Below are 18685 nucleotides of genomic sequence, written 5' to 3'. Positions count from 1 at the left end.
CACGCGCGGAAGTGCGGACCATCTTGAGACAACCGCGACAATTCGTGCCGGGTTCGGGGGGAGCGGGCGGGCGTCAGATCCAGCGCAGGAACCAGATGCGGGCGTTCCACTCCGACTTCGTCAGCAGCGCGTCGGTCCAGATCGGCCAGAACCACGCGAACGCGATCAGGGCGAGCACCGTGTAGCTGCCGGCCACCACCACGCCGAACGTGCGGCGCGGGGTCGGGACGTCGGAGGTGCCGATGAGGTGGCCCATCGCGAGCACGATCGAGAGCACCAGGAAGGGCAGGGCGGTGATCGCGTAGAAGAAGAAGATGGGCCGGTCGTCGTAGGCGAACCACGGCAGCCAGGTGCTGGCGAGGCCGGCGACGGCCACCCCGTGTCGCCAGTCGCGGGCGCCGATCCACAGCAGCAGCGAGGCGACCATGGCCAGGCAGCCGCCCCACCAGATCACCGGGTTGCCGATCAGCAGGACCTGCCGGATGCAGCTCGAGCCGGACGGTGCCTGGCACCCCTGCGATCCCGGCTGGATGTCGGTCTGGGCGTCGACGCCGACCGGACGGCCGATCACCAGCCAGGTCGACGGCTTGGAGGCGTAGACGTGGGAGGAGTCGTCGAGGAAGTGGCTGTGGAACGTGTAGACGTCCTGGTGGTAGGACCACAGCGAGCGCAGCGACTGGGCCACCTCGCCCAGCCCCTCGGCGTCGGGCTCGCTCGCGGTGGGCCACGGCTCGCCGCCGCCGTAGGACGTGTACTGCGTGTTGCTGAAGGCCTCCTCGTAGGCGTCGGCATGGATCAGCCAGCCCGTCCACGACGCGACGTACGTCGCCAGCGCGACGCCGACGAGGGCGACGAACGCCGGGATGCCGTCGAGGACGACCGAGCGCAGCAGCGGTCGGCGCTGGCCGAACGCGCGGCGGGCGCCGGCGCTCCACAGCCATGCGAGCAGACCGAAGACGGCCAGGCCGTAGACGGCCGACCACTTGGTGCCGCAGGCGAGCCCGAACGCGACGCCTCCGGCGACCAGCCACGGGCGCCACCAGAAGAGACCGCGACGGCCGCCGCCGGACGCCAGCCGGTCGCGCAGCCACTGGCGGTCCGCGACCACGCAGTGCACGCCGCAGAGGGTGAAGAACGCGAGGAAGATGTCGAGCAGCGCCAGCCGCGACAGCACGAGCTGCAGGCCGTCGATCGAGAGCAGCAGCCCGCCGACGAGACCCAGCACAGTGGAGCCGGTGACGCGACGGACGAACCGGCACATCAGCAGCACCATGAGCGCGCCCACCACCGCCGACGCCGTGCGCCAGCCGGTGGGGTCCATCCCGAAGACCTTGATCCCCGCGGCGATCAGCCACTTGCCGACCTCGGGGTGCACGATCATCGACGGTCCGTCCTCGAACAACCCGGTGAGGCTGCCGTTGAGGATCGTCTTGTCGGCGTCCTCGACGTAGTCGCGCACGTAGCCGTGGTTGAGCAGCGACCACGCGTCCTTGGCGTAGTAGGTCTCGTCGAAGGCGAACGCGTGGGGCGTGCCGAGGTGCCAGCGCCGCAGGAAGAAGGCGAGGGCGGCCAGGCAGAGCGCGCCCGCCCACCCGAGCACCGGGTCCTCCGATCGCCAGCGCGGGCGATTGCGCTCGGCCGCCGTCGGAGTCACGCGAGGCACTCTAGCCAGACCCGCGCGAGGCCACGGGCGTACGCACGGCCGGGCGCGACCGCGTCGTCGCCGACCGCGGCGGAGCCGGGAGCCGGACCCCCGCGGCGAACATCTACGGTGAACCCATGAGCACCCCCCGACGTTCTTCTCCTCCGCTCCGCTCCTCCGAACAACGCCGCGGGGACCCCGCTTGACTGGCGTCCTGGTCCTCGCGGGCACCCCGATCGGGCAGGCCGGCGACGCGCCACCGCGGCTGGCGGCTGAGCTGTCCGGCGCCGACGTGGTCGCCGCCGAGGACACCCGGCGGCTCAAGCGGCTCTGCGCCGACCTGGGCATCACGCTGCGCGGGCGGGTGGTGTCCTACTTCGAGGGCAACGAGCAGGCGCGCACGCCCGTGCTGCTGGAGGCGCTGCTCGCCGGCGAGCGGGTCGTGCTGGTGACCGACGCCGGGATGCCCAGCGTCTCCGACCCCGGCTACCGGCTGGTCGCGGCCGCGGTCGAGCACGACGTACGCGTCACGGCGGTGCCGGGGCCGAGCGCGGTGCTCACCGCGCTCGCCGTCAGCGGCCTCCCGGTCGACCGGTTCTGCTTCGAGGGCTTCCTGCCCCGCAAGGCCGGGGAGCGCGGGCGTCGCCTGGCCGCCCTGGCCGCCGAGGAGCGGACCATGGTCTTCTTCGAGGCGCCGCACCGCACCGAGGCCGCGTTGGCGGCGATGGCCGACGCGCTGGGCGACGACCGCCCGGCCGCGGTGTGCCGCGAGCTCACCAAGACGCACGAGGAGGTGCGCCGGGGGCCGCTGGCCGAGCTGGCCGCCTGGGCCGCCGACGGCGTCCGCGGCGAGGTGACGATCGTGGTGGAGGGCTCCAGCGGCGCCCCCGCCGTCGACACCGACCCGGGCTCGATCCGCTCGGCCGTGGCGGGCCTGGAGGCCTCCGGCTCGACCCGCAAGGAGGCGATCGCCGAGGTCGCCCGTCGGGCCGGGCTGCCCAAGCGGGAGGTGTACGACGTTGTCCACCGGTGACCAGGCATCGGAGCAGGGGCCGACCCGCAGCCGCGCCGCCACCGAGGAGAGGTCGGGAGCCCGGCGCGACCGCGAGCGCCCGCCTGCGCCGGAGCCGCTGCCGCACCCCGTCGTCGACAACCACTGCCACCTCGACATCGCCGACGGCGACTGGCTCGACACCGGCGACGCGATCGCGGCGGCGGCGGCCGTCGGCGTGCCGCGGATCGTGCAGATCGGCTGTGACCTGCCGGGCGCCCGCTGGGCGGTGGCCGCGGCGGCCGAGCACGACGCCCTGGTCGCCGGCGTGGCGCTGCACCCCAACGAGGCGCCCCGGCTCGCCGAGGCCGGGCGGCTGGAGGAGGCGCTGGACGAGATCGAGCGGCTCGCGCAGTCGCACGCGAAGGTGCGCGCCATCGGCGAGACCGGGCTCGACACGTTCCGCACGGGCGAGGAGGGCCGCACCGCCCAGGAGGAGAGCTTCCGCCGCCACATCGACCTCGCCAAGCGGCTCGACAAGACGCTGGTCATCCACGACCGCGACGCCCACGACGACGTGCTCCGCGTCCTCGACGAGGAGGGTGCCCCCGAGCGCTGGGTGATGCACTGCTTCTCCGGCGACGCCTCGTTCGCGCGCCGGTGCCTCGACCGCGGGGCCCACCTCAGCTTCGCCGGCACGGTGACGTTCAAGAACGCCGCCCCCCTGCGCGAGGCGCTGGCGATCACGCCCGTCGACCGGGTGCTGGTGGAGACGGACGCGCCCTACCTGACCCCGACGCCGTGGCGCGGACGACCCAACGCGTCCTACCTGGTGCCGCACACCGTGCGGGCGATGGCCGAGGTGCTGCAGGCCGACCTGGAGCACCTCTGCCGGGCGATCGACGCCACCACCGAGGTGGCCTTCGGGGGACCCTGGTAGCCGGTCCGTCGACGGGCGGGCGTGCCCTCCCCGCGGGTGGACGTGGGGAGGGTCTCCCCAGAAATCCGCCCTCAGGAGTTTGCGTCGTCGCCCGTCATCGTTATCGTCTTGTGATTGTTGGCCGGGATCGGGAGCGATGTCCGGCAGCAGGAGGACCGGTTCGGGCCGGTCCTGCGAGACCCCCGCTCGCACGTCGCACGACTCCCACGGCTCTTCCCGTGGAGGCCGCGCACGCTCGGCCGGGGGGTGCTGCCCCCGAGGCCCGGACAGAACGACGTTCGGAGAATCGTGCGCTCTCGTCTCGCGCAGCTCAGCAGGTCCAAGACCGTCCTGGCGACCCTCGGGGCGCTCGTCGTGGCAGCCGTCGGAGGAACGACGGTCGGCTACGCCGCCCTCACCAAGGACGTGACCCTCACCCTCGACGGGGACCCCCGGCAGGTGAGCGCCATCGGCGGCACCGTCGGCGACGTCCTCGAGGCCGAGGGTGTCGAGCTCACCGACAAGGACCTGGTCGCTCCAGCGCTCGACGAGCCGGTCAGCGACGGCTCGGCCATCGCCGTGCAGTTCGGGCGACCGCTCGAGCTCTCGGTCGACGGCACGGCGCACACCTACTGGGTCAACTCGACCGACGTGGCCAGTGCCCTCGGTGAGATCGGGCGCCGCTTCGCCGGCGCCGACCTGTCGGCCAGCCGCAGCTCGGCGATCGGTCGCGACGGCCTCGCCCTCGAGGTCGTCACCCCCAAGGTGGTGCACCTCAAGCTGGGCGGCAAGCAGCTGAAGAAGCGCAAGCTGGCCGCGATGACGGTCGCCGACGTGCTCGACGACGCCGGCTTCGACGTCGACCGGCACGACAAGGTGCGTCCCTCGCTGACCACCGAGATCGCCGACGGCGACAAGATCGTCGTCACCGACATCCGGGTGGTGACCAGGAAGGTCGCCCGCGAGGTGGTCGAGGCCCCGGTCGTCGAGCGCGAGGACTCCTCGATGCTGGAGGGCAAGCAGGAGGTCGTGCGCGCCGGTCGCGACGGCGTCCGCAACGTCACCTACCGGCTGCGCTTCGTCAACGGCGAGCTCCGGGCCCGCACGGTCGTCAAGGCCGACGTGAAGGTGAAGGCCCAGCCGCGGGTCGTCCGGGTCGGCACCAAGGAGGAGCCCGAGGAGCTGGCCGCCAACTTCGCCGGCGGCAGCACCGTGTGGGACTCGCTCGCGCAGTGCGAGTCGGGCGGCAACTGGGCCATCAACACCGGCAACGGCTACTACGGCGGCCTCCAGTTCAACCTCGGCACCTGGCGCGCCTACGGCGGCACCGGCTACCCGCACCAGGCCTCCCGCGAGACCCAGATCGCGGTCGCGACGCGCCTGCGCGACGCCACCGGCGGCTACGGCTCGTGGCCGTCCTGCTCGGCCAAGCTGGGCCTGCCGCGCTGATCGGGGACCCCCCACTAGGCTTCGCGATCATGACCACGAACCCGGCCGGCCCGAGGCTCCTCGGGCCGGCCGAGGTGCGTCAGCTGGCCGCGGAGCTCGACCTGCGCCCCACCAAGCAGCGCGGCCAGAACTTCGTCATCGACGCCAACACCGTGCGCCGGATCGTGCGCGAGTCCGCCATCACCGCCGACGACGTCGTCGTCGAGGTCGGCCCGGGCCTGGGCTCGCTCACGCTGGCCCTGCTCGCGGTCGCCCGCCGGGTGATCGCCATCGAGGTCGACCCGCTCCTCGCCGGGCGGCTGCCCGCCACCATCGCGGCGTACGCCCCCGACCAGGCCGACCGCTTCGAGGTCGTGCTGGCCGACGCGATGCGCGTGGAGTCGGTGCCCGGGCCGCCGCCGACCGCGCTGGTGGCCAACCTGCCCTACAACGTCTCGGTGCCCGTCCTGCTCCACCTCCTCACCCTGCTGCCCTCGCTGGAGCGCGGCCTGGTGATGGTGCAGGCCGAGGTCGCCGACCGCCTCGCCGCGCCACCGGGGTCGAAGACCTACGGCGTGCCGAGCGTCAAGGCCGCCTGGTTCGCCGACGTGCGCCGTGCGGGCACGATCGGCCGCAACGTCTTCTGGCCCGCCCCCAACGTCGACTCCGGGCTCGTCGCCTGGACCCGGCAGGACCCGCCGCGCACGACGGCCACCCGCGAGGAGGTCTTCGCCGTCGTCGACGCCGCCTTCGCCCAGCGGCGCAAGCAGGTGCGCGCCGCGCTGCGCGGGCTGGCGGGCTCGGCCGAGGCGGCGACCGCCGCGCTCGAGGCGGCCGGCGTCGACCCCACCGCGCGCGGCGAGGTGCTCGACGTGGGCGACTTCGCCCGGATCGCCGAAGGGCTGGCGGCCACCCGGGACCGGGCGGCGGAGTGAGCACCACCGTCCGGGCGGCCGCGAAGATCAACCTCCACCTCGGCGTCGGCGCGCCCCGCGAGGACGGCTTCCACCCGCTCGACACCGTCTACCAGGCGATCTCGCTCTACGACGACGTCACGGTCTCCACCGCCAGCTCCACCCCCAGCTCCACCGCCAGCTCCACCCCCAACTCCACGGTCAGCTCCACCGTCGCCGAGGACTCGCTGTCCGTCTCCGGCTCGTCGTACGTCGACGTGGCCGGGGTGCCGACCGACGCCACCAACATCGCGCTGCGGGCGCTCGACGAGGCGCGGTGCGGGGGCGCCCACCTCGTGGAGATCGCCAAGCAGATCCCGGTCGCGGGCGGCATGGCCGGCGGCTCCGCCGACGCGGCGGCGGCCCTGCTCGCGCACGACCGGCTGCACGACCTGCGCCAGCCCGACGACGTGCTGCTGGCGCAGGCCGCCCGTCTCGGCAGCGACGTCCCGTTCTCGCTCGTGGGAGGAACGGCGCGCGGCCGTGGCCGCGGCGAGGTCGTCGAGCCGATCGTCGACCACGGCACCTGGTGGTGGGTCGTCGTCCCGGCCGCGGTCGGCCTCTCCACGCCGGAGGTCTACCGCCACTTCGACCGGCTCCACCCCGACGCGCCGGCGCAGCCCGCCGAGCCGACCGAGCTCCTGGCCGCCCTGGCCAGGGGCGAGCCCGTCCGGCTGGCGCGCGCGCTGCACAACGACCTGCAGGAGGCGGCCGTCGACCTGCGCCCCGAGCTGGGCGACCTGATCGACCGCGGCGAGGCCGGCGGCGCCCTGCGCGGCATGGTCAGCGGCTCGGGCCCCACGTGCGTCTTCCTCTGCGACTCGCAGGAGGGCTCGGCGGAGGTGCTCGCCGCGCTGTCGGCGTCGTACGACGTGGTGCTGAGCGCCGTCGGACCCGTCGCGGGCGCGCACGTCGTCGACATGCACCAGGTCGGGACGGGCCTGCGGTAGGCCAGGGATGGGGTCTTGACCCGATGGCGTGAACCGCTGCGGGCGGGGAAGCCTGTCGCTATGGTGTGCGCGGCGTCGACGACGTCGCACTGATCGCCTGGGGGAGGCATCGTGACCGTGTTCCTTGTCGTGGGCGGCGTCGGCGTGCTGCTGCTGCTCGTGACGCTCGTCCTCGGCGACGTCCTCGACGGCGCCCTCGAGGGCCTCAGCGCGGGACTCTTCTCGACCGAGGCCCTCGCCGGCTTCCTCGGCGCCCTCGGCTTCGGCGGCGCGATCGCCCTCGAGACCACCGGGTCGACCTCGCTCGCGGTCGTCGTCGGCCTCGTGCTCGGCGTCCTGCTCGGCTGGCTCGCCGCCCGGGCGTCACGGTTCCTCCACGGCGACGGCGAGGGCGACTCGGTGCGCACCTCCGACATGCTCGAGCGGATCGGCCAAGTGGTCAGCGCGATCCCCGAGGGGGGCTTCGGTGTCGTCTCGCTGACGGTCGGCGGCCACCTCACCCGCCTCAACGCCCGCTCGAGCATCGCCCTGCCGGCCGGTACGCAGGTCAGCGTCACCCAGGTCATCTCGCCCACGGCCGTCCAGGTCGAGCCGCTCTTCCTTCCCTGAAGCCAGCCCCTCTCGTCTCGCACCACCCCACCTCACGCCCTCCTAGGAGCCCTGCCCATGTTCGGACTGTCCCCGGTGATCACCGCGGTGATCGGCCTCGTCGTCCTCCTCGTGCTGCTGGCGCTGCTGGTCACCACGCGCTACAAGGTGGCCGGGCCCAACGAGTCGTTCATCGTCACCGGACGCAAGGGCAAGGGGGAGGTGCGCAACCCGGAGACGGGTGAGATCTCGACCGACCTGTCGGGCCAGAAGGTCGTCATGGGCGGGGGCGTGTTCGTCATCCCCTTCGTGCAGCGCCTCGCGACGCTCGACCTGTCCTCGCGCCGGATCTCGGTGCAGATCCGCGGCGCGGTGTCCGGACAGGGCATCAAGCTCAACCTCGACGGAGTCGCGCTGGTCAAGGTCGGTGGCAACGAGGACTCGATCCGCGCCGCGGGCCAGCGCTTCCTCAGCCAGCAGGGCGAGATCGAGACCTTCACCCAGGAGGTCCTCGCCGGCGCGCTGCGCTCGATCGTCGGCTCCATGTCGGTCGAGCAGATCATCCGCGACCGCGCCGCCTTCGCCCAGCGCGTCGCCGAGGAGTCCGAGTCCTCGCTCACCGGCCAGGGCCTGGTGCTCGACACCTTCCAGATCCAGGACATCACCGACGACGGCTCCTACCTCGCCGACCTCGGTCGTCCCGAGGCCGCCAAGCTCAACCAGCTCGCCTCCATCGCCGAGGCCAACGCCCGCCAGGCGGCCGAGCAGGCGCGCATCGCCGCCGAGCAGGAGATCGCGGTCACCCAGCGCGCCCTCGCGCTCAAGAACGCCGAGATCAAGGCCGAGACCGACGCCGCCAACGCCCAGGCAGCGGCCGCCGGGCCGCTCGCCCAGGCCGACCGCGACCAGGCCGTGCTGCTCGAGCAGGAGAAGGTCGCGGTCCACCAGGCGGCGCTCAAGGAGCGCCAGCTCGACACCGAGGTCCGCAAGCCCGCCGACGCCGAGCGCTACCGCGTCGAGACCGAGGCGCAGGGCCGTCGCGCCTCCGCCATCCTCGAGGCCGAGGCCCGCAAGGCGTCGTCGATCGCCAACGCCGAGGCCGAGGCCGAGAAGGCCCGCCTGACCGGTGAGGGCGAGAAGTCGCGTCGCTCGGCGCTCGCCGAGGCCGAGGCCATCGAGGGTGCCAAGCGCGGTGAGGCCGAGAAGGCCCGTCGCGTCGCCGAGGCCGACGCGCTCCGTGCCGAGGGTGAGGCCCAGGCCGCCACCATCCTCGCCGCCGGCCAGGCCGAGGCCGAGGCCATGGACAAGAAGGCCGCCGCCTTCGCCGGCTACAACGAGGCCGCCGTGCTCCAGATGCTCATCGAGGTGATGCCCAAGGTGGCCGCCGAGCTGGCTCGCCCGATGGGCAACATCGACAAGCTGACGGTCATCTCGGCCGACGGCGCCGGCGAGCTGCCCAAGCAGGTGACCAACAACCTCGTGCAGACCATGGAGATGCTCAAGGCCACCACCGGCCTCGACGTCGAGTCGCTGATACAGAAGTACTCCGGCACCAACGGCTCGGCCACGCCGACCCTGGGCGAGGGGTCCTCCGCGGCCGGCGGCCAGTCGGACTCCTGACGCCGTCGGGCGTTCCCCTCACGCAGCGCCCGTGAGGGGGGCGTGCGCCGATCCGTGCCGAGCGGGGTGCACCTGAGAGGATCGCCCGGACATGGCGAACCTGATCAACCTCGAGCGCGTCTCGAAGTCCTACGGCGTACGGCCCCTGCTCGACGACGTCTCCCTCGGTATCTCGGTGGGCGAGCGCGTCGGCGTCGTCGGCCGCAACGGTGACGGCAAGACGACCCTGCTCGAGGTGATGACGGGCCTCGAGGAGCCCGACTCCGGACGCGTCTCGCGCACCCGTGGCATCGAGATCGGCTACCTCCACCAGGGCGACGAGCTCGTCGACACCCACACCGTCCGCGAGGCGGTGCTCGGTGGCCGGCAGGACCACGAGTGGGCCGCCGACGCCACCACCCGCGAGGTCGTCGAGGAACTGCTGGCGGGCGTCACCCTCGACCGCGCCGTGGTCGGCCTGTCCGGCGGCGAGCGCCGTCGGTGCGCCCTGGCCGCCCTGCTGCTCTCGCGCCACGACCTGATCGTGCTCGACGAGCCGACCAACCACCTCGACGTCGAGGCCGTCGCCTGGCTCGCCGCGCACCTCGTCCAGCTCCCGTCCGCGCTGATCGTCGTGACCCACGACCGGTGGTTCCTCGACGCCGTCTGCCAGACCACGTGGGAGGTCCACGACGGCGCGGTCGACGCCTACGAGGGCGGCTACGCGGCCTACGTGCTGGCCAAGGCGGAGCGCCAGCGGCAGGCGGCAGCCACCGAGACGCGGCGGCTCAACCTCGCCCGCAAGGAGCTCGCCTGGCTGCGCCGCGGCGCCCCCGCGCGTACGTCGAAGCCCAAGTTCCGCATCGAGGCCGCCAACGCGCTCATCGACGACGTGCCCCCGCCGCGCGACCGCATCGAGCTGCAGCGCTTCGCCAGCCAGCGGCTGGGCAAGGACGTCATCGACATCGAGGACGTCGACCTGTCCCGCGGCGACCGGCGCCTGCTCGAGCACGCCACGTGGCGCATCGGTCCCGGCGACCGGGTGGGCATCGTGGGCGTCAACGGCGCGGGCAAGACCTCGCTGCTCTCGCTGATCTCCGGCACCCTCGCCCCCGACGTGGGCCGGGTCAAGCACGGCCGCACGGTGCAGATGCAGCACCTCACCCAGGCGCTCGACGAGATCGACCCCGATGCGCGGGTGCTGCCGACGGTGGAGTCGATCCGCCGCGTCAGCAAGACCCTCGACGGCCAGGAGGTCACCGCCACCTCGCTGCTCGAGCGCTTCGGCTTCACCGGCGACCGGCTGACCGCCCGCCTGGGCGACCTGTCGGGTGGCGAGCGGCGACGCTTCCAGCTGCTCAAGCTGCTGCTCAGCGAGCCCAACGTGCTGCTCCTCGACGAGCCGACCAACGACCTCGACATCGACACCCTCAACGTCCTCGAGGACTTCCTCGACTCCTGGCCCGGCACGCTCGTCGTCGTCTCCCACGACCGCTACTTCCTCGAGCGGGTCACCGACTCGATCTGGGCCCTGCTCGGCGACGGCCAGGTCTCGATGCTGCCCCGGGGGGTCGAGGAGTACCTCGAGCGCCGCGCGGCCCTCCCGGCGGCCCCGTCGGCCGGGCCGTCCACCGCTGCGTCCTCTGTTGGGTCCTCGTCAGCACCCGCCGGTACGCCCTCGCCCGACGTCGCTGCCAGGGCCCGGCCCGGCTCGGCCGAGGACCGCGCCGCCCGCAAGGTGCTGGCCCGGGTCGAGAAGCAGCTCGAGCGCATCGCCGAGCGCGAGGCCGAGCTCCACGCCGAGATGGAGGCCAACCTGTCCGACTACGACCTCCTCGCCCGCGTCGGCGCCCAGCTCGGCGAGCTCGCCGCCGAGAAGGAGGAGCTGGAGCTGGAGTGGCTCGAGGCCTCCGAGGTCGTGGAGTAGCCGGGTCCGGGCCCTCCTGTCGAAGTCCCCGCTCGAGCGGGGACTCCGACACCTGGAGGCGGTTGCAACCCCCTCCAGGTGTCAGACTTCCCCACCAGGTCAGCTGAAGGGCGCGAGCAGCGAGCGCAGCAGAGCGGCGAGCTCGGTGCGGTCGCGGTCGGACAGGTCCGACATCAGGTCGGCCTCGGCCGCCAGCAGCGCCTCGAACGCCCCGTCGACGGCGGCCTTGCCGTCGGCGGTCAGCCGCACGAGCACGCCGCGCCGGTCGTGCGGGTCGGGGAGCCGCTCCACCAGGCCGCGGCCGGCGAGCCGGTCGACCCGGTTGGTCATCGTGCCGCTGGTCACGAGCGTCTCGCGCAGCAGCCTGCCGGGGGAGAGCTCGTAGGGCTGGCCGGCGCGGCGCAGCGCGGCCAGCACGTCGAACTCCCACGACTCGATGCCGTGGGCGGTGAAGGCGTCGCGGCGGGCCAGGTCGAGGTGGCGGGCCAGCCGGCTGATGCGCGAGAAGACCTCGACGGGCGCGAGGTCCAGGTCGCCGCGCTCGCGGCCCCAGGCCTCGACCAGGTCGTCCACCTCGTCACGCATGGAGGACATCGTGCCAGATCGGTCGAGAATCTTGACATCGAGACTGTTCGGGCGAGAGGGTGAACTATCTCGACATCAAGATATGTTACGGACGAGATCCGCCGGGTATGGGACGGTCGGACGGGCGACCCGTTCGCCACTGGACGCCCGGCGTTCGAGCGAGGAGGACACACGACATGAGCCACAGCTGGGACCCCGACCGCTACCTGGCGTACGCCGACGAGCGCGGGAGGCCGTTCGTCGACCTGCTCGCGCGGGTGCCCGCGGAGAACCCCCATGTCGTGGTCGACCTCGGCTGCGGGCCGGGCAACCTCACCGCCCTGCTGGCCGACCGGTGGACCGGCGCCCGCGTCATCGGCGTCGACAGCAGCCCCGAGATGATCGCCGCCGCCCGCGCCCTCGACGGCATCGAGTGGGAGGTCGGCGACCTCCGCGACTGGGCCCAGCCCGACCCGCTGGCCCTGCGCGAGCCGATCGACGTGCTCGTCTCCAACGCCACGCTCCAGTGGATCCCCGACCACCTCGAGCTCCTTCCGGGCCTGCTCGACCGCGTGCAGCCCGGGGGGTGGCTCGCGTTCCAGGTGCCGGGCAACTTCGACGAGCCCAGCCACACCATGCGCGCCGACCTCGCCGCGCGATCGCCGTACGCGGAGCACGTGCGCGGGGTGCGGGTGCCGGCCAGCCACGACCCCGACGACTACGCCCGGGTGCTGCTCGACCGCGGCTGCGAGGTCGACGTGTGGGAGACGACCTACGTCCACGTCCTCACCGGCCCGGACCCCGTCTTCGACTGGGTCTCGGGCACCGGAGCCAGGCCGACGCTGCTGGCGCTGCCCGACGACCTGCGCTCGCACTTCGAGGACGAGTTCAAGGCGCTGCTGCGCGCGGCCTACCCCGCCGACGACTCCGGCCGCGTCATCCTGCCGTTCCGCCGGATCTTCGTGGTCGCGCGCAAGGCTCCGGGGGTGCTGGTCTGATGCGGCTGCACCACGTGCAGGTCGCCTGCCCGCCCGGAGGGGAGGAGGCGGCGCGTCGGTTCTACGCCGACGCGCTCGGCATGAGCGAGGTCGACAAGCCGGCCGACCTCGTCGCCCGCGGCGGCTGCTGGTTCCGGGCGTACGACGACGCGGGCGCGGTGGCGGCCGAGCTGCACGTCGGCGTCGAGGACCCGTTCGCGCCGGCGCGCAAGGCGCACCCGGCCTTCGTCGTCGACGACCTGGCCGAGGTCTCCGCACGGCTGCAGGGGCTCGGCTTCGAGGTCGACGAGCGGGAGCGCGACTCGTTCCCGGGCCACGTCCGCCTCCACACCCGCGACGGTCACGGCAACCGCGTCGAGGTGCTCCAGCGCCGCTGAGCCGATGTCCCCGGGATCGGGCCACCTCCGCCGATCCGCGGACGCACGGCGCTGGCGGGCGCACTCAGGTGGCTAGGCCAGTGGCTTGGCCTCGGCCGTCGACTCGCCCACCATGCTGACCTCGAGGACCTTCTTCTCACCGACGAACTTGTGCTGCAGCCAGGTGGCCAGCCACGTCAGCAGCAGGTTGACGACCACGTAGATCGCCGTGATGACGATGATCGTCGGGACGTGGTTGCCGAAGCTCTGGTAGATCGGCTTGGCGATCCGGGTGAGGCCGAGGCCGGCCACGGCGTAGCCGAGGCTGGTGTCCTTGAGGGCCACCACCATCTGGCTGATGATCGCGGGGATCATGATCTTGACCGCCTGCGGCAGCAGCACGATCGTCATGACCTGCGTCTTGCGCATGCCGATGGCGTACGCCGCCTCCGCCTGACCCCTCGGCACGGCGTTGATGCCGGCGCGGAAGACCTCGGCGAGCACGGCGCCGTTGTAGAGGGTGAGCGCGAGCACGACCGACCAGTAGGTGCGGCGGCTGAGCTCGTCCATGCCGCCGAAGATCGCGTAGAAGCAGAAGATCATCAGCATGATGACCGGCACCGCGCGGAAGAACTCCACGACGAGCCAGCACGGCCAGCGCACCCAGCCGTGGTCGGAGAGCTTGCCCACGCCGAACAGCACGCCGAACACGACGGCGCCGATGACGGCGCTGAAGGCCATCTGGAGGGTGATCAGCAGGCCGTCGACCAGGATCGCCTCGATGTAGCGCGGGGTGAGGAACGGCTCCCACTTGTCGTACTCGAGCTGGCCGGTGGCCTGCAGGCGCCACACGACGAAGGCGAGGGCGGCGACGACGCCGACGCCGGCGATGATGCTGTAGGTGCGGTGCCGCGCGCGGGTGGCGGGCCCAGGGGCGTCGAAGAGGACTCCGGTGCTCATGTCAGGCCACCTTCCAACGGCGCTCGAGCATCGTCGAGACCAGGGAGATGATCTCGACGAGGATGACGTAGCCGATCGCGAAGGCGATGAAGATGCCCCAGCGCTGGTCGGCGTAGTCGTTGGTGAAGCCCTTCATCCGGCCCACTGCCTCGATCACGCCGAAGACTCCGGCGACCGAGGTGTTCTTGAGCAGGGCGATGAGGGTGCTGGCCAGCGGCGGCACCGAGGCGCGGATCGCCTGGGGCAGCACGACCTGGGACATCACCCCGGTGAACGGCAGGCCGATCGCGCGGGCGGCCTCGGCCTGCCCGAGGGGCACCGCGTTGACGCCGGAGCGGATGGCCTCGCACACGAAGGCCGCCGTGTAGAGGCTGAGGGAGGCGACCGCGGCGCTGAAGAACGAGGTGAAGTCGAAGGGGCCGATGTGGATGTCGACCCAGGTGAAGCGGAGGGCGTCGAAGATCTTGCCGGCGCCGAGCTGGAAGAACAGGAAGATCATGACCAGCGGGGTGTTGCGCACGAGCGTGACGTAGGCCGTGCCGAAGATGCGCAGCACCGAGACCGGGCCGACCCGCATGGCGGCGAGCAGCGTGCCGAGCGCGAGCGAGAGCACGGCGGAGACCAGGAAGAGGAAGATCGTGTAGCCGAAGGCCCTCAGGACCAGGTCGAAGTTGTCCAGGACGGCGTTCACGCCACTCCTCTCTCGGTCGGGCCCGGTCCCTGCTCGGGGCCCGGGTGGGGGACACGGCCCCGGGCCCGCCGACGACGGCGGGCCCGGGATCCGGTCAGGTGGGTACTACTCGCAGGAGTCCATCTCCGGCAGCTCGGGCACCTCGACGCCCGAGGGGCCGAGGGTGGCGTTGAACGCCTCCTCGTACGTGCCGTCCTCGTGGGCCTCGGTGATCGTGTCGACGATCCACTGGCACATCTCGGGGTAGTCCTGGGAGTAGCCGACGCCGATGCGCTCCTCGGAGAACTCGTCGCCGACGACCTTGAGCTCGCCCTCGTTCTGCGCGGCGTAGCCGGCGAGGATCGTGCCGTCGGTCGTCATCGCCTCGACGGTGCCGTCGAGGACCTTCTCGACGCACTCGGAGTAGGTGTCGAAGCCGACCGGCTTGGCGCCCTCGGCCTCGATGTTGTCGAGCGAGGTGGACCCGGTGACCGAGCACACCTCCTTGCCCTTGACGTCGGCGACGTCGTCGATGTCGCTGTCGGCCTTCACCAGCAGCTGCTGGCCGGTGACGAGGTAGGGGCCGGCCTGGCCGACGACCTGGCGGCGCTCGTCGGTGATGGAGTACGACGCCAGCACGAGGTCGACGGTGTTGTCCTCGAGGAAGGGCTCACGGTTGTCGGAGATCGTCTCGACCCACTCGACGTCGGTCTCCGGGTCGATGCCGAGGCTCGCGGCGAGCACCTTCGCCATCTCCACGTCGAACCCGGTGGGCACGTCGGAGGCGGCGTCCTTGAAGCCGAGGCCGGGCTGGTCGTACTTGACGCCGATCTTGATCTTGCCGTCCTCGGCAAGCTCCTTCATCCGGGTGCCGTCGTCGAAGTTGTCGGCCGCGTTCTCGGTCACCTCGACCTCGGCGCTCTCGGTGTCCTCGCCGGCGTCGCCGCAGGCGGCCAGCGACAGGGCGAGTCCCGCCGTGGCGATGACCGCCTTCGTCCTGATGAATCTCATGCGTTGTTCTCCTTTGGTTCGCGGCCCCGAGGCCGTCGGTGGGTTCCGGGTGGGGAGCTGCGGGGGGAGGGGCGGGGAAGGGCGGGGAGGGCCTCAGTGCTTGAGGATCTTGCCCAGGAAGTCCTTGGCGCGGTCCGAGCGCGGGTGGATGAAGAACTCCTCGGGGGTGTTCTCCTCCACGATCGCGCCGTCGGCCATGAACACGACGCGGTCGGCGGCCGTGCGGGCGAAGCCCATCTCGTGGGTGACGACGATCATCGTCATGCCCTGCTCGGCGAGGTCGACCATGACGTCGAGGACCTCCTTGATCATCTCCGGGTCGAGCGCGGAGGTCGGCTCGTCGAAGAGCATCACCTTCGGCTCCATGGCCAGGGCGCGGGCGATGGCCACGCGCTGCTGCTGGCCGCCGGAGAGCTGGGCGGGGTACTTGTTGGCCTGGTGGTCGACGCCGACCCGCTCGAGCAGCTCGCGGGCCTTCTGCTCGGCCGCGGTCCGGCTCATGCCGCGCACCTTGATCGGCCCGAGGGTGACGTTCTCGAGGATCGTCTTGTGGGCGAAGAGGTTGAAGCTCTGGAAGACCATGCCGACCTCGGCCCGCAGTGCGGCGAGCGCCTTGCCCTCCTGGGGCAGGTCCAAGCCGTCGAGGGTGATCGTGCCCTCGTCGATGGTCTCGAGCCGGTTGATCGTGCGGCACAGGGTGGACTTGCCGGACCCGGACGGGCCGATCACGACGACCACCTCGCCGCGCGTCACGGTGAGGTCGATGTCGCGGAGTGCGTGGAGCTGCCCGAAGTACTTCTGGACGCCCTTCAGCACGACGAGGGGCTCGCCCCGGCCGGCGCTGACGGTGGCCGTTTGCTGCGCGGTCATGGGGGCAACCTATCGGCAGGTGGCCCGCGCGGACCATCAGGCATGGCCCCCGGGGACCATCACAGAGTGGTGACGATTCCCGCGTCGGGGTCCCACCGGCGCAGCGACGACAGGGTCACCACCACGTCCTCGTGGCCCAGCACGCCGACCGCGCGGCCCACGTCGGCTCGTGCCATCCGCCGCGCCAGCGTGAGGTGGGGGAGCCACCCGACGTGCTGGACGTCACGCACCCGCGAGCGCAGGTCGAGCACGGCACGCACCAGCGCGTCCGGCACGTCGAGGACCCGGACCAGCGAGACCCGGCTGCCGCCGAGGAGGGCGAGCCCCGAGGCGCGGACCTCCACCGGCAGCAACGGCCCGAGGAGGTCGTTGGCCCGCTGCTCGTCGTCCCCGCCGAGCGCCGGGGCCGCGACGACCGTCACGTGCGGGCTGTTGGTCGACCCGCGGTGGTCGAGCTGCGACGGCAGCCCGGCGTCGCGCAGCGCCTGCCAGTCCCGGCGTACGGCCTCGCGACCGGTCTCGTCCGGCAGCAGCTCGAGCGCGTGCATGCGGAACATGCCGCGAGCCTAGGCACGGTGCAGCGGCGGGCGCGGGGTCCTCGTCGCGATTGCCCCCGCCCCCGCGCGCCGCCGTACCCTTGAACGGTCATGAGCACCGTCGCAGAGACCCCCGCACGCACCTACGAGGTCAAGACCCACGGGTGCCAGATGAACGTCCACGACTCCGAGCGGCTCAGCGGCCTGCTCGAGGACGCGGGCTACGTCCGCGCCGCGGCGGACGAGCAGGCCGACGTCGTCGTCTTCAACACGTGCGCGGTGCGCGAGAACGCCGACAACAAGCTCTACGGCAACCTCGGTCACCTCGCCCCGGTCAAGGCCGCCAGGCCGGGCATGCAGATCGCCGTCGGTGGCTGCCTGGCGCAGAAGGACCGCGACACCATCACCCAGCGGGCGCCGTGGGTCGACGTCGTCTTCGGCACCCACAACATCGGCTCGCTGCCGGTGCTGCTCGAGCGGGCCAGGGTGGCCGAGGAGGCGCAGGTCGAGATCCTCGAGTCGCTGTCGGTCTTCCCCTCGACGCTGCCCACCAAGCGCGAGTCGGCGTACGCCGCCTGGGTGTCGATCTCGGTCGGGTGCAACAACACGTGCACCTTCTGCATCGTCCCCGCCCTGCGCGGCAAGGAGAAGGACCGCCGCCCCGGCGAGGTCCTCGCCGAGGTCGAGGCGCTGGTCGCGGAGGGCGTCACCGAGATCACCCTGCTGGGCCAGAACGTCAACGCCTACGGCGTGGAGTTCGGCGACCGCCAGGCGTTCTCCAATCTGCTGCGCGCCTGCGGCTCGATCGAGGGGCTCGAGCGGGTGCGCTTCACCTCGCCGCACCCGGCGGAGTTCACCGACGACGTCATCGAGGCGATGGCCGAGACGCCCAACGTGATGCCGTCGTTGCACATGCCGCTGCAGTCGGGCTCCGACAAGGTGCTGCGCGACATGCGCCGCTCCTACCGCCAGTCGAAGTACCTCGGCATCATCGAGCGCGTGCGCGCCGCGATCCCCGACGCCGCGATCACCACCGACATCATCGTGGGCTTCCCCGGCGAGACCGAGGAGGACTTCCGGGCCACCCTCGACGTGGTCCGCGCCGCCCGCTTCTCCGCCGCCTTCACCTTCCAGTACTCCAAGCGCCCCGGCACCCCGGCCGCCGTGCTCGAGGACCAGGTGCCGCCGGACGTCGTCAAGGACCGCTACCAGCGCCTGGTCGAGGTGGTCGAGGAGGTCGCCTGGGCCGAGAGCAAGGCGATCGTGGGCCGCACCGTCGAGCTGATGGTCGCCGAGGGCGAGGGCCGCAAGGACGTCGCGACCAAGCGCCTGTCCGGTCGCGCCCGCGACAACCGGCTCGTCCACTTCGCCGCCGACTTCTCGGCCGTGCCCGACGACTCCGTCCGCCCCGGCGACATGGTGGAGGTCGAGATCACCTACGCCGCGCCCCACCACCTCGTCGCCGACGGTCCGATCCGCTCCGTGCGCCGCACCCGCGCCGGCGACGCCTGGGAGCGGCGTACGTCCGCCCCCGCGGCTCCCGCCTCCGTCGGGCTCGGCATGCCCGCGGTCGGCGTCCCCGCCCCGCTTCCCCCCGCTCCCGCCTGCGGCTGAGCCCGCCCGCCGCTCGCCCGCCCGCTTGTCGTCTGGTCGTCTGTCGTCTGTCGGAGTCCCCGCTCGAGCGGGGACTTCGACAGGAGCGTGGAGGATTCGAGCCACCAGG

At 72.3% G+C, this 18685-nt stretch carries 18 protein-coding genes; 11 read left to right on the top strand and 7 right to left on the bottom strand.

Translation table 11 applies throughout. From position 1 onward, the window contains the following. Positions 1-73: 73 nt before the first annotated feature. Positions 74-1654, bottom strand: a complete 1581-nt coding sequence (locus tag JX575_RS16580; protein ID WP_241005216.1) for a phospholipid carrier-dependent glycosyltransferase — start codon at positions 1652-1654, stop codon at positions 74-76. Positions 1655-1844: 190 nt separating this feature from the next. On the opposite strand from JX575_RS16580, the gene rsmI reads away from it, so the two are divergent. The 8 genes from rsmI to JX575_RS16540 all read left to right on the top strand — a co-directional run bounded on the left by rsmI (position 1845) and on the right by JX575_RS16540 (position 10997). Continuing rightward, positions 1845-2675, top strand: a complete 831-nt coding sequence (gene rsmI, locus JX575_RS16575) for a 16S rRNA (cytidine(1402)-2'-O)-methyltransferase (RefSeq protein ID WP_186339171.1) — start codon at positions 1845-1847, stop codon at positions 2673-2675. Continuing rightward, positions 2662-3573 (top strand): TatD family hydrolase, encoded by a 912-nt coding sequence (locus tag JX575_RS16570; RefSeq protein WP_186339170.1) that lies wholly within the window; start codon positions 2662-2664, stop codon positions 3571-3573. Before rsmI ends, JX575_RS16570 begins: the two co-directional genes overlap by 14 nt. A gap of 288 nt (positions 3574-3861) precedes the next feature. Next, positions 3862-5001 carry a resuscitation-promoting factor gene (locus tag JX575_RS19850; protein ID WP_277395302.1) on the top strand — a complete coding sequence of 380 codons (1140 nt, stop codon included), beginning with the start codon at positions 3862-3864 and terminating at the stop codon, positions 4999-5001. Between the two features lie 29 nt (positions 5002-5030). Continuing rightward, the gene (gene rsmA / locus JX575_RS16560; protein WP_186339169.1) at positions 5031-5915 is read left to right on the top strand and encodes a 16S rRNA (adenine(1518)-N(6)/adenine(1519)-N(6))-dimethyltransferase RsmA; all 885 of its coding nucleotides are present in this window, start codon (positions 5031-5033) and stop codon (positions 5913-5915) included. Continuing rightward, positions 5912-6883, top strand: a complete 972-nt coding sequence (locus JX575_RS16555; protein WP_186339168.1) for a 4-(cytidine 5'-diphospho)-2-C-methyl-D-erythritol kinase — start codon at positions 5912-5914, stop codon at positions 6881-6883. Before rsmA ends, JX575_RS16555 begins: the two co-directional genes overlap by 4 nt. Positions 6884-6994: 111 nt before the next feature. Beyond that, positions 6995-7492: a hypothetical protein gene (locus JX575_RS16550; protein ID WP_186339167.1), complete on the top strand. Its 498-nt coding sequence runs from the start codon at positions 6995-6997 to the stop codon at positions 7490-7492. Positions 7493-7549: 57 nt separating this feature from the next. Then, positions 7550-9091, top strand: a complete 1542-nt coding sequence (locus JX575_RS16545; protein WP_186339166.1) for an SPFH domain-containing protein — start codon at positions 7550-7552, stop codon at positions 9089-9091. A 91-nt stretch (positions 9092-9182) separates the two neighbouring features. Beyond that, the gene (locus JX575_RS16540; RefSeq protein ID WP_186339165.1) at positions 9183-10997 is read left to right on the top strand and encodes an ABC-F family ATP-binding cassette domain-containing protein; all 1815 of its coding nucleotides are present in this window, start codon (positions 9183-9185) and stop codon (positions 10995-10997) included. Between the two features lie 99 nt (positions 10998-11096). Here the strand turns inward: JX575_RS16540 and JX575_RS16535 are convergent, their stop codons facing one another. Continuing rightward, a complete protein-coding gene (locus tag JX575_RS16535) occupies positions 11097-11582 on the bottom strand; it encodes a MarR family transcriptional regulator (protein WP_186339164.1) in 486 nt (161 codons plus the stop codon). Between the two features lie 176 nt (positions 11583-11758). Here JX575_RS16535 and JX575_RS16530 point away from each other — a divergent pair, with 176 nt between their 5' ends. Together JX575_RS16530 and JX575_RS16525 are read left to right on the top strand one after the other, a co-directional pair. Then, positions 11759-12559, top strand: a complete 801-nt coding sequence (locus JX575_RS16530; protein ID WP_186339163.1) for a trans-aconitate 2-methyltransferase — start codon at positions 11759-11761, stop codon at positions 12557-12559. Continuing rightward, entirely contained in the window at positions 12559-12936 is a 378-nt protein-coding gene (locus tag JX575_RS16525; protein WP_186339162.1) for a VOC family protein, read from the top strand. Before JX575_RS16530 ends, JX575_RS16525 begins: the two co-directional genes overlap by 1 nt. A gap of 72 nt (positions 12937-13008) precedes the next feature. Here the strand turns inward: JX575_RS16525 and JX575_RS16520 are convergent, their stop codons facing one another. The 5 genes from JX575_RS16520 to JX575_RS16500 form a co-directional block, all read right to left on the bottom strand. Beyond that, a complete protein-coding gene (locus JX575_RS16520; RefSeq protein WP_186339161.1) occupies positions 13009-13875 on the bottom strand; it encodes an amino acid ABC transporter permease in 867 nt (288 codons plus the stop codon). A gap of 1 nt (position 13876) precedes the next feature. Next, entirely contained in the window at positions 13877-14566 is a 690-nt protein-coding gene (locus tag JX575_RS16515; protein ID WP_186339160.1) for an amino acid ABC transporter permease, read from the bottom strand. A gap of 105 nt (positions 14567-14671) precedes the next feature. Further along, positions 14672-15556, bottom strand: a complete 885-nt coding sequence (locus tag JX575_RS16510; protein ID WP_186339159.1) for a glutamate ABC transporter substrate-binding protein — start codon at positions 15554-15556, stop codon at positions 14672-14674. A 93-nt stretch (positions 15557-15649) separates the two neighbouring features. Then, entirely contained in the window at positions 15650-16426 is a 777-nt protein-coding gene (locus JX575_RS16505; RefSeq protein ID WP_186339158.1) for an amino acid ABC transporter ATP-binding protein, read from the bottom strand. Between the two features lie 59 nt (positions 16427-16485). Continuing rightward, positions 16486-16983 carry a hypothetical protein gene (locus tag JX575_RS16500; RefSeq protein WP_186339157.1) on the bottom strand — a complete coding sequence of 166 codons (498 nt, stop codon included), beginning with the start codon at positions 16981-16983 and terminating at the stop codon, positions 16486-16488. A 90-nt stretch (positions 16984-17073) separates the two neighbouring features. Here JX575_RS16500 and miaB point away from each other — a divergent pair, with 90 nt between their 5' ends. Further along, positions 17074-18576, top strand: a complete 1503-nt coding sequence (gene miaB, locus JX575_RS16495) for a tRNA (N6-isopentenyl adenosine(37)-C2)-methylthiotransferase MiaB (protein ID WP_186339156.1) — start codon at positions 17074-17076, stop codon at positions 18574-18576. Positions 18577-18685 lie beyond the last annotated feature (109 nt).

The sequence above is a fragment of the Nocardioides sp. zg-1228 genome (assembly GCF_017086465.1).
Classification (GTDB): Bacteria; Actinomycetota; Actinomycetes; order Propionibacteriales; family Nocardioidaceae; genus Nocardioides.
This window is presented reverse-complemented; position numbering and strand designations above follow the sequence as displayed.

Coding starts and splice junctions, on each gene's coding strand:
- JX575_RS16500 (WP_186339157.1), bottom strand. CDS start 16,983: ATGTTCCGCATGCACGCGCTCGAGCTGCTGCCGGACGAGACCGGTCGC.
- rsmA (WP_186339169.1), top strand. CDS start 5,031: ATGACCACGAACCCGGCCGGCCCGAGGCTCCTCGGGCCGGCCGAGGTG.
- miaB (WP_186339156.1), top strand. CDS start 17,074: ATGAGCACCGTCGCAGAGACCCCCGCACGCACCTACGAGGTCAAGACC.
- JX575_RS16505 (WP_186339158.1), bottom strand. CDS start 16,426: ATGACCGCGCAGCAAACGGCCACCGTCAGCGCCGGCCGGGGCGAGCCC.
- JX575_RS16520 (WP_186339161.1), bottom strand. CDS start 13,875: ATGAGCACCGGAGTCCTCTTCGACGCCCCTGGGCCCGCCACCCGCGCG.
- JX575_RS16535 (WP_186339164.1), bottom strand. CDS start 11,582: ATGCGTGACGAGGTGGACGACCTGGTCGAGGCCTGGGGCCGCGAGCGC.
- JX575_RS16510 (WP_186339159.1), bottom strand. CDS start 15,556: ATGAGATTCATCAGGACGAAGGCGGTCATCGCCACGGCGGGACTCGCC.
- JX575_RS16540 (WP_186339165.1), top strand. CDS start 9,183: ATGGCGAACCTGATCAACCTCGAGCGCGTCTCGAAGTCCTACGGCGTA.
- JX575_RS16545 (WP_186339166.1), top strand. CDS start 7,550: ATGTTCGGACTGTCCCCGGTGATCACCGCGGTGATCGGCCTCGTCGTC.
- JX575_RS16530 (WP_186339163.1), top strand. CDS start 11,759: ATGAGCCACAGCTGGGACCCCGACCGCTACCTGGCGTACGCCGACGAG.
- JX575_RS16525 (WP_186339162.1), top strand. CDS start 12,559: ATGCGGCTGCACCACGTGCAGGTCGCCTGCCCGCCCGGAGGGGAGGAG.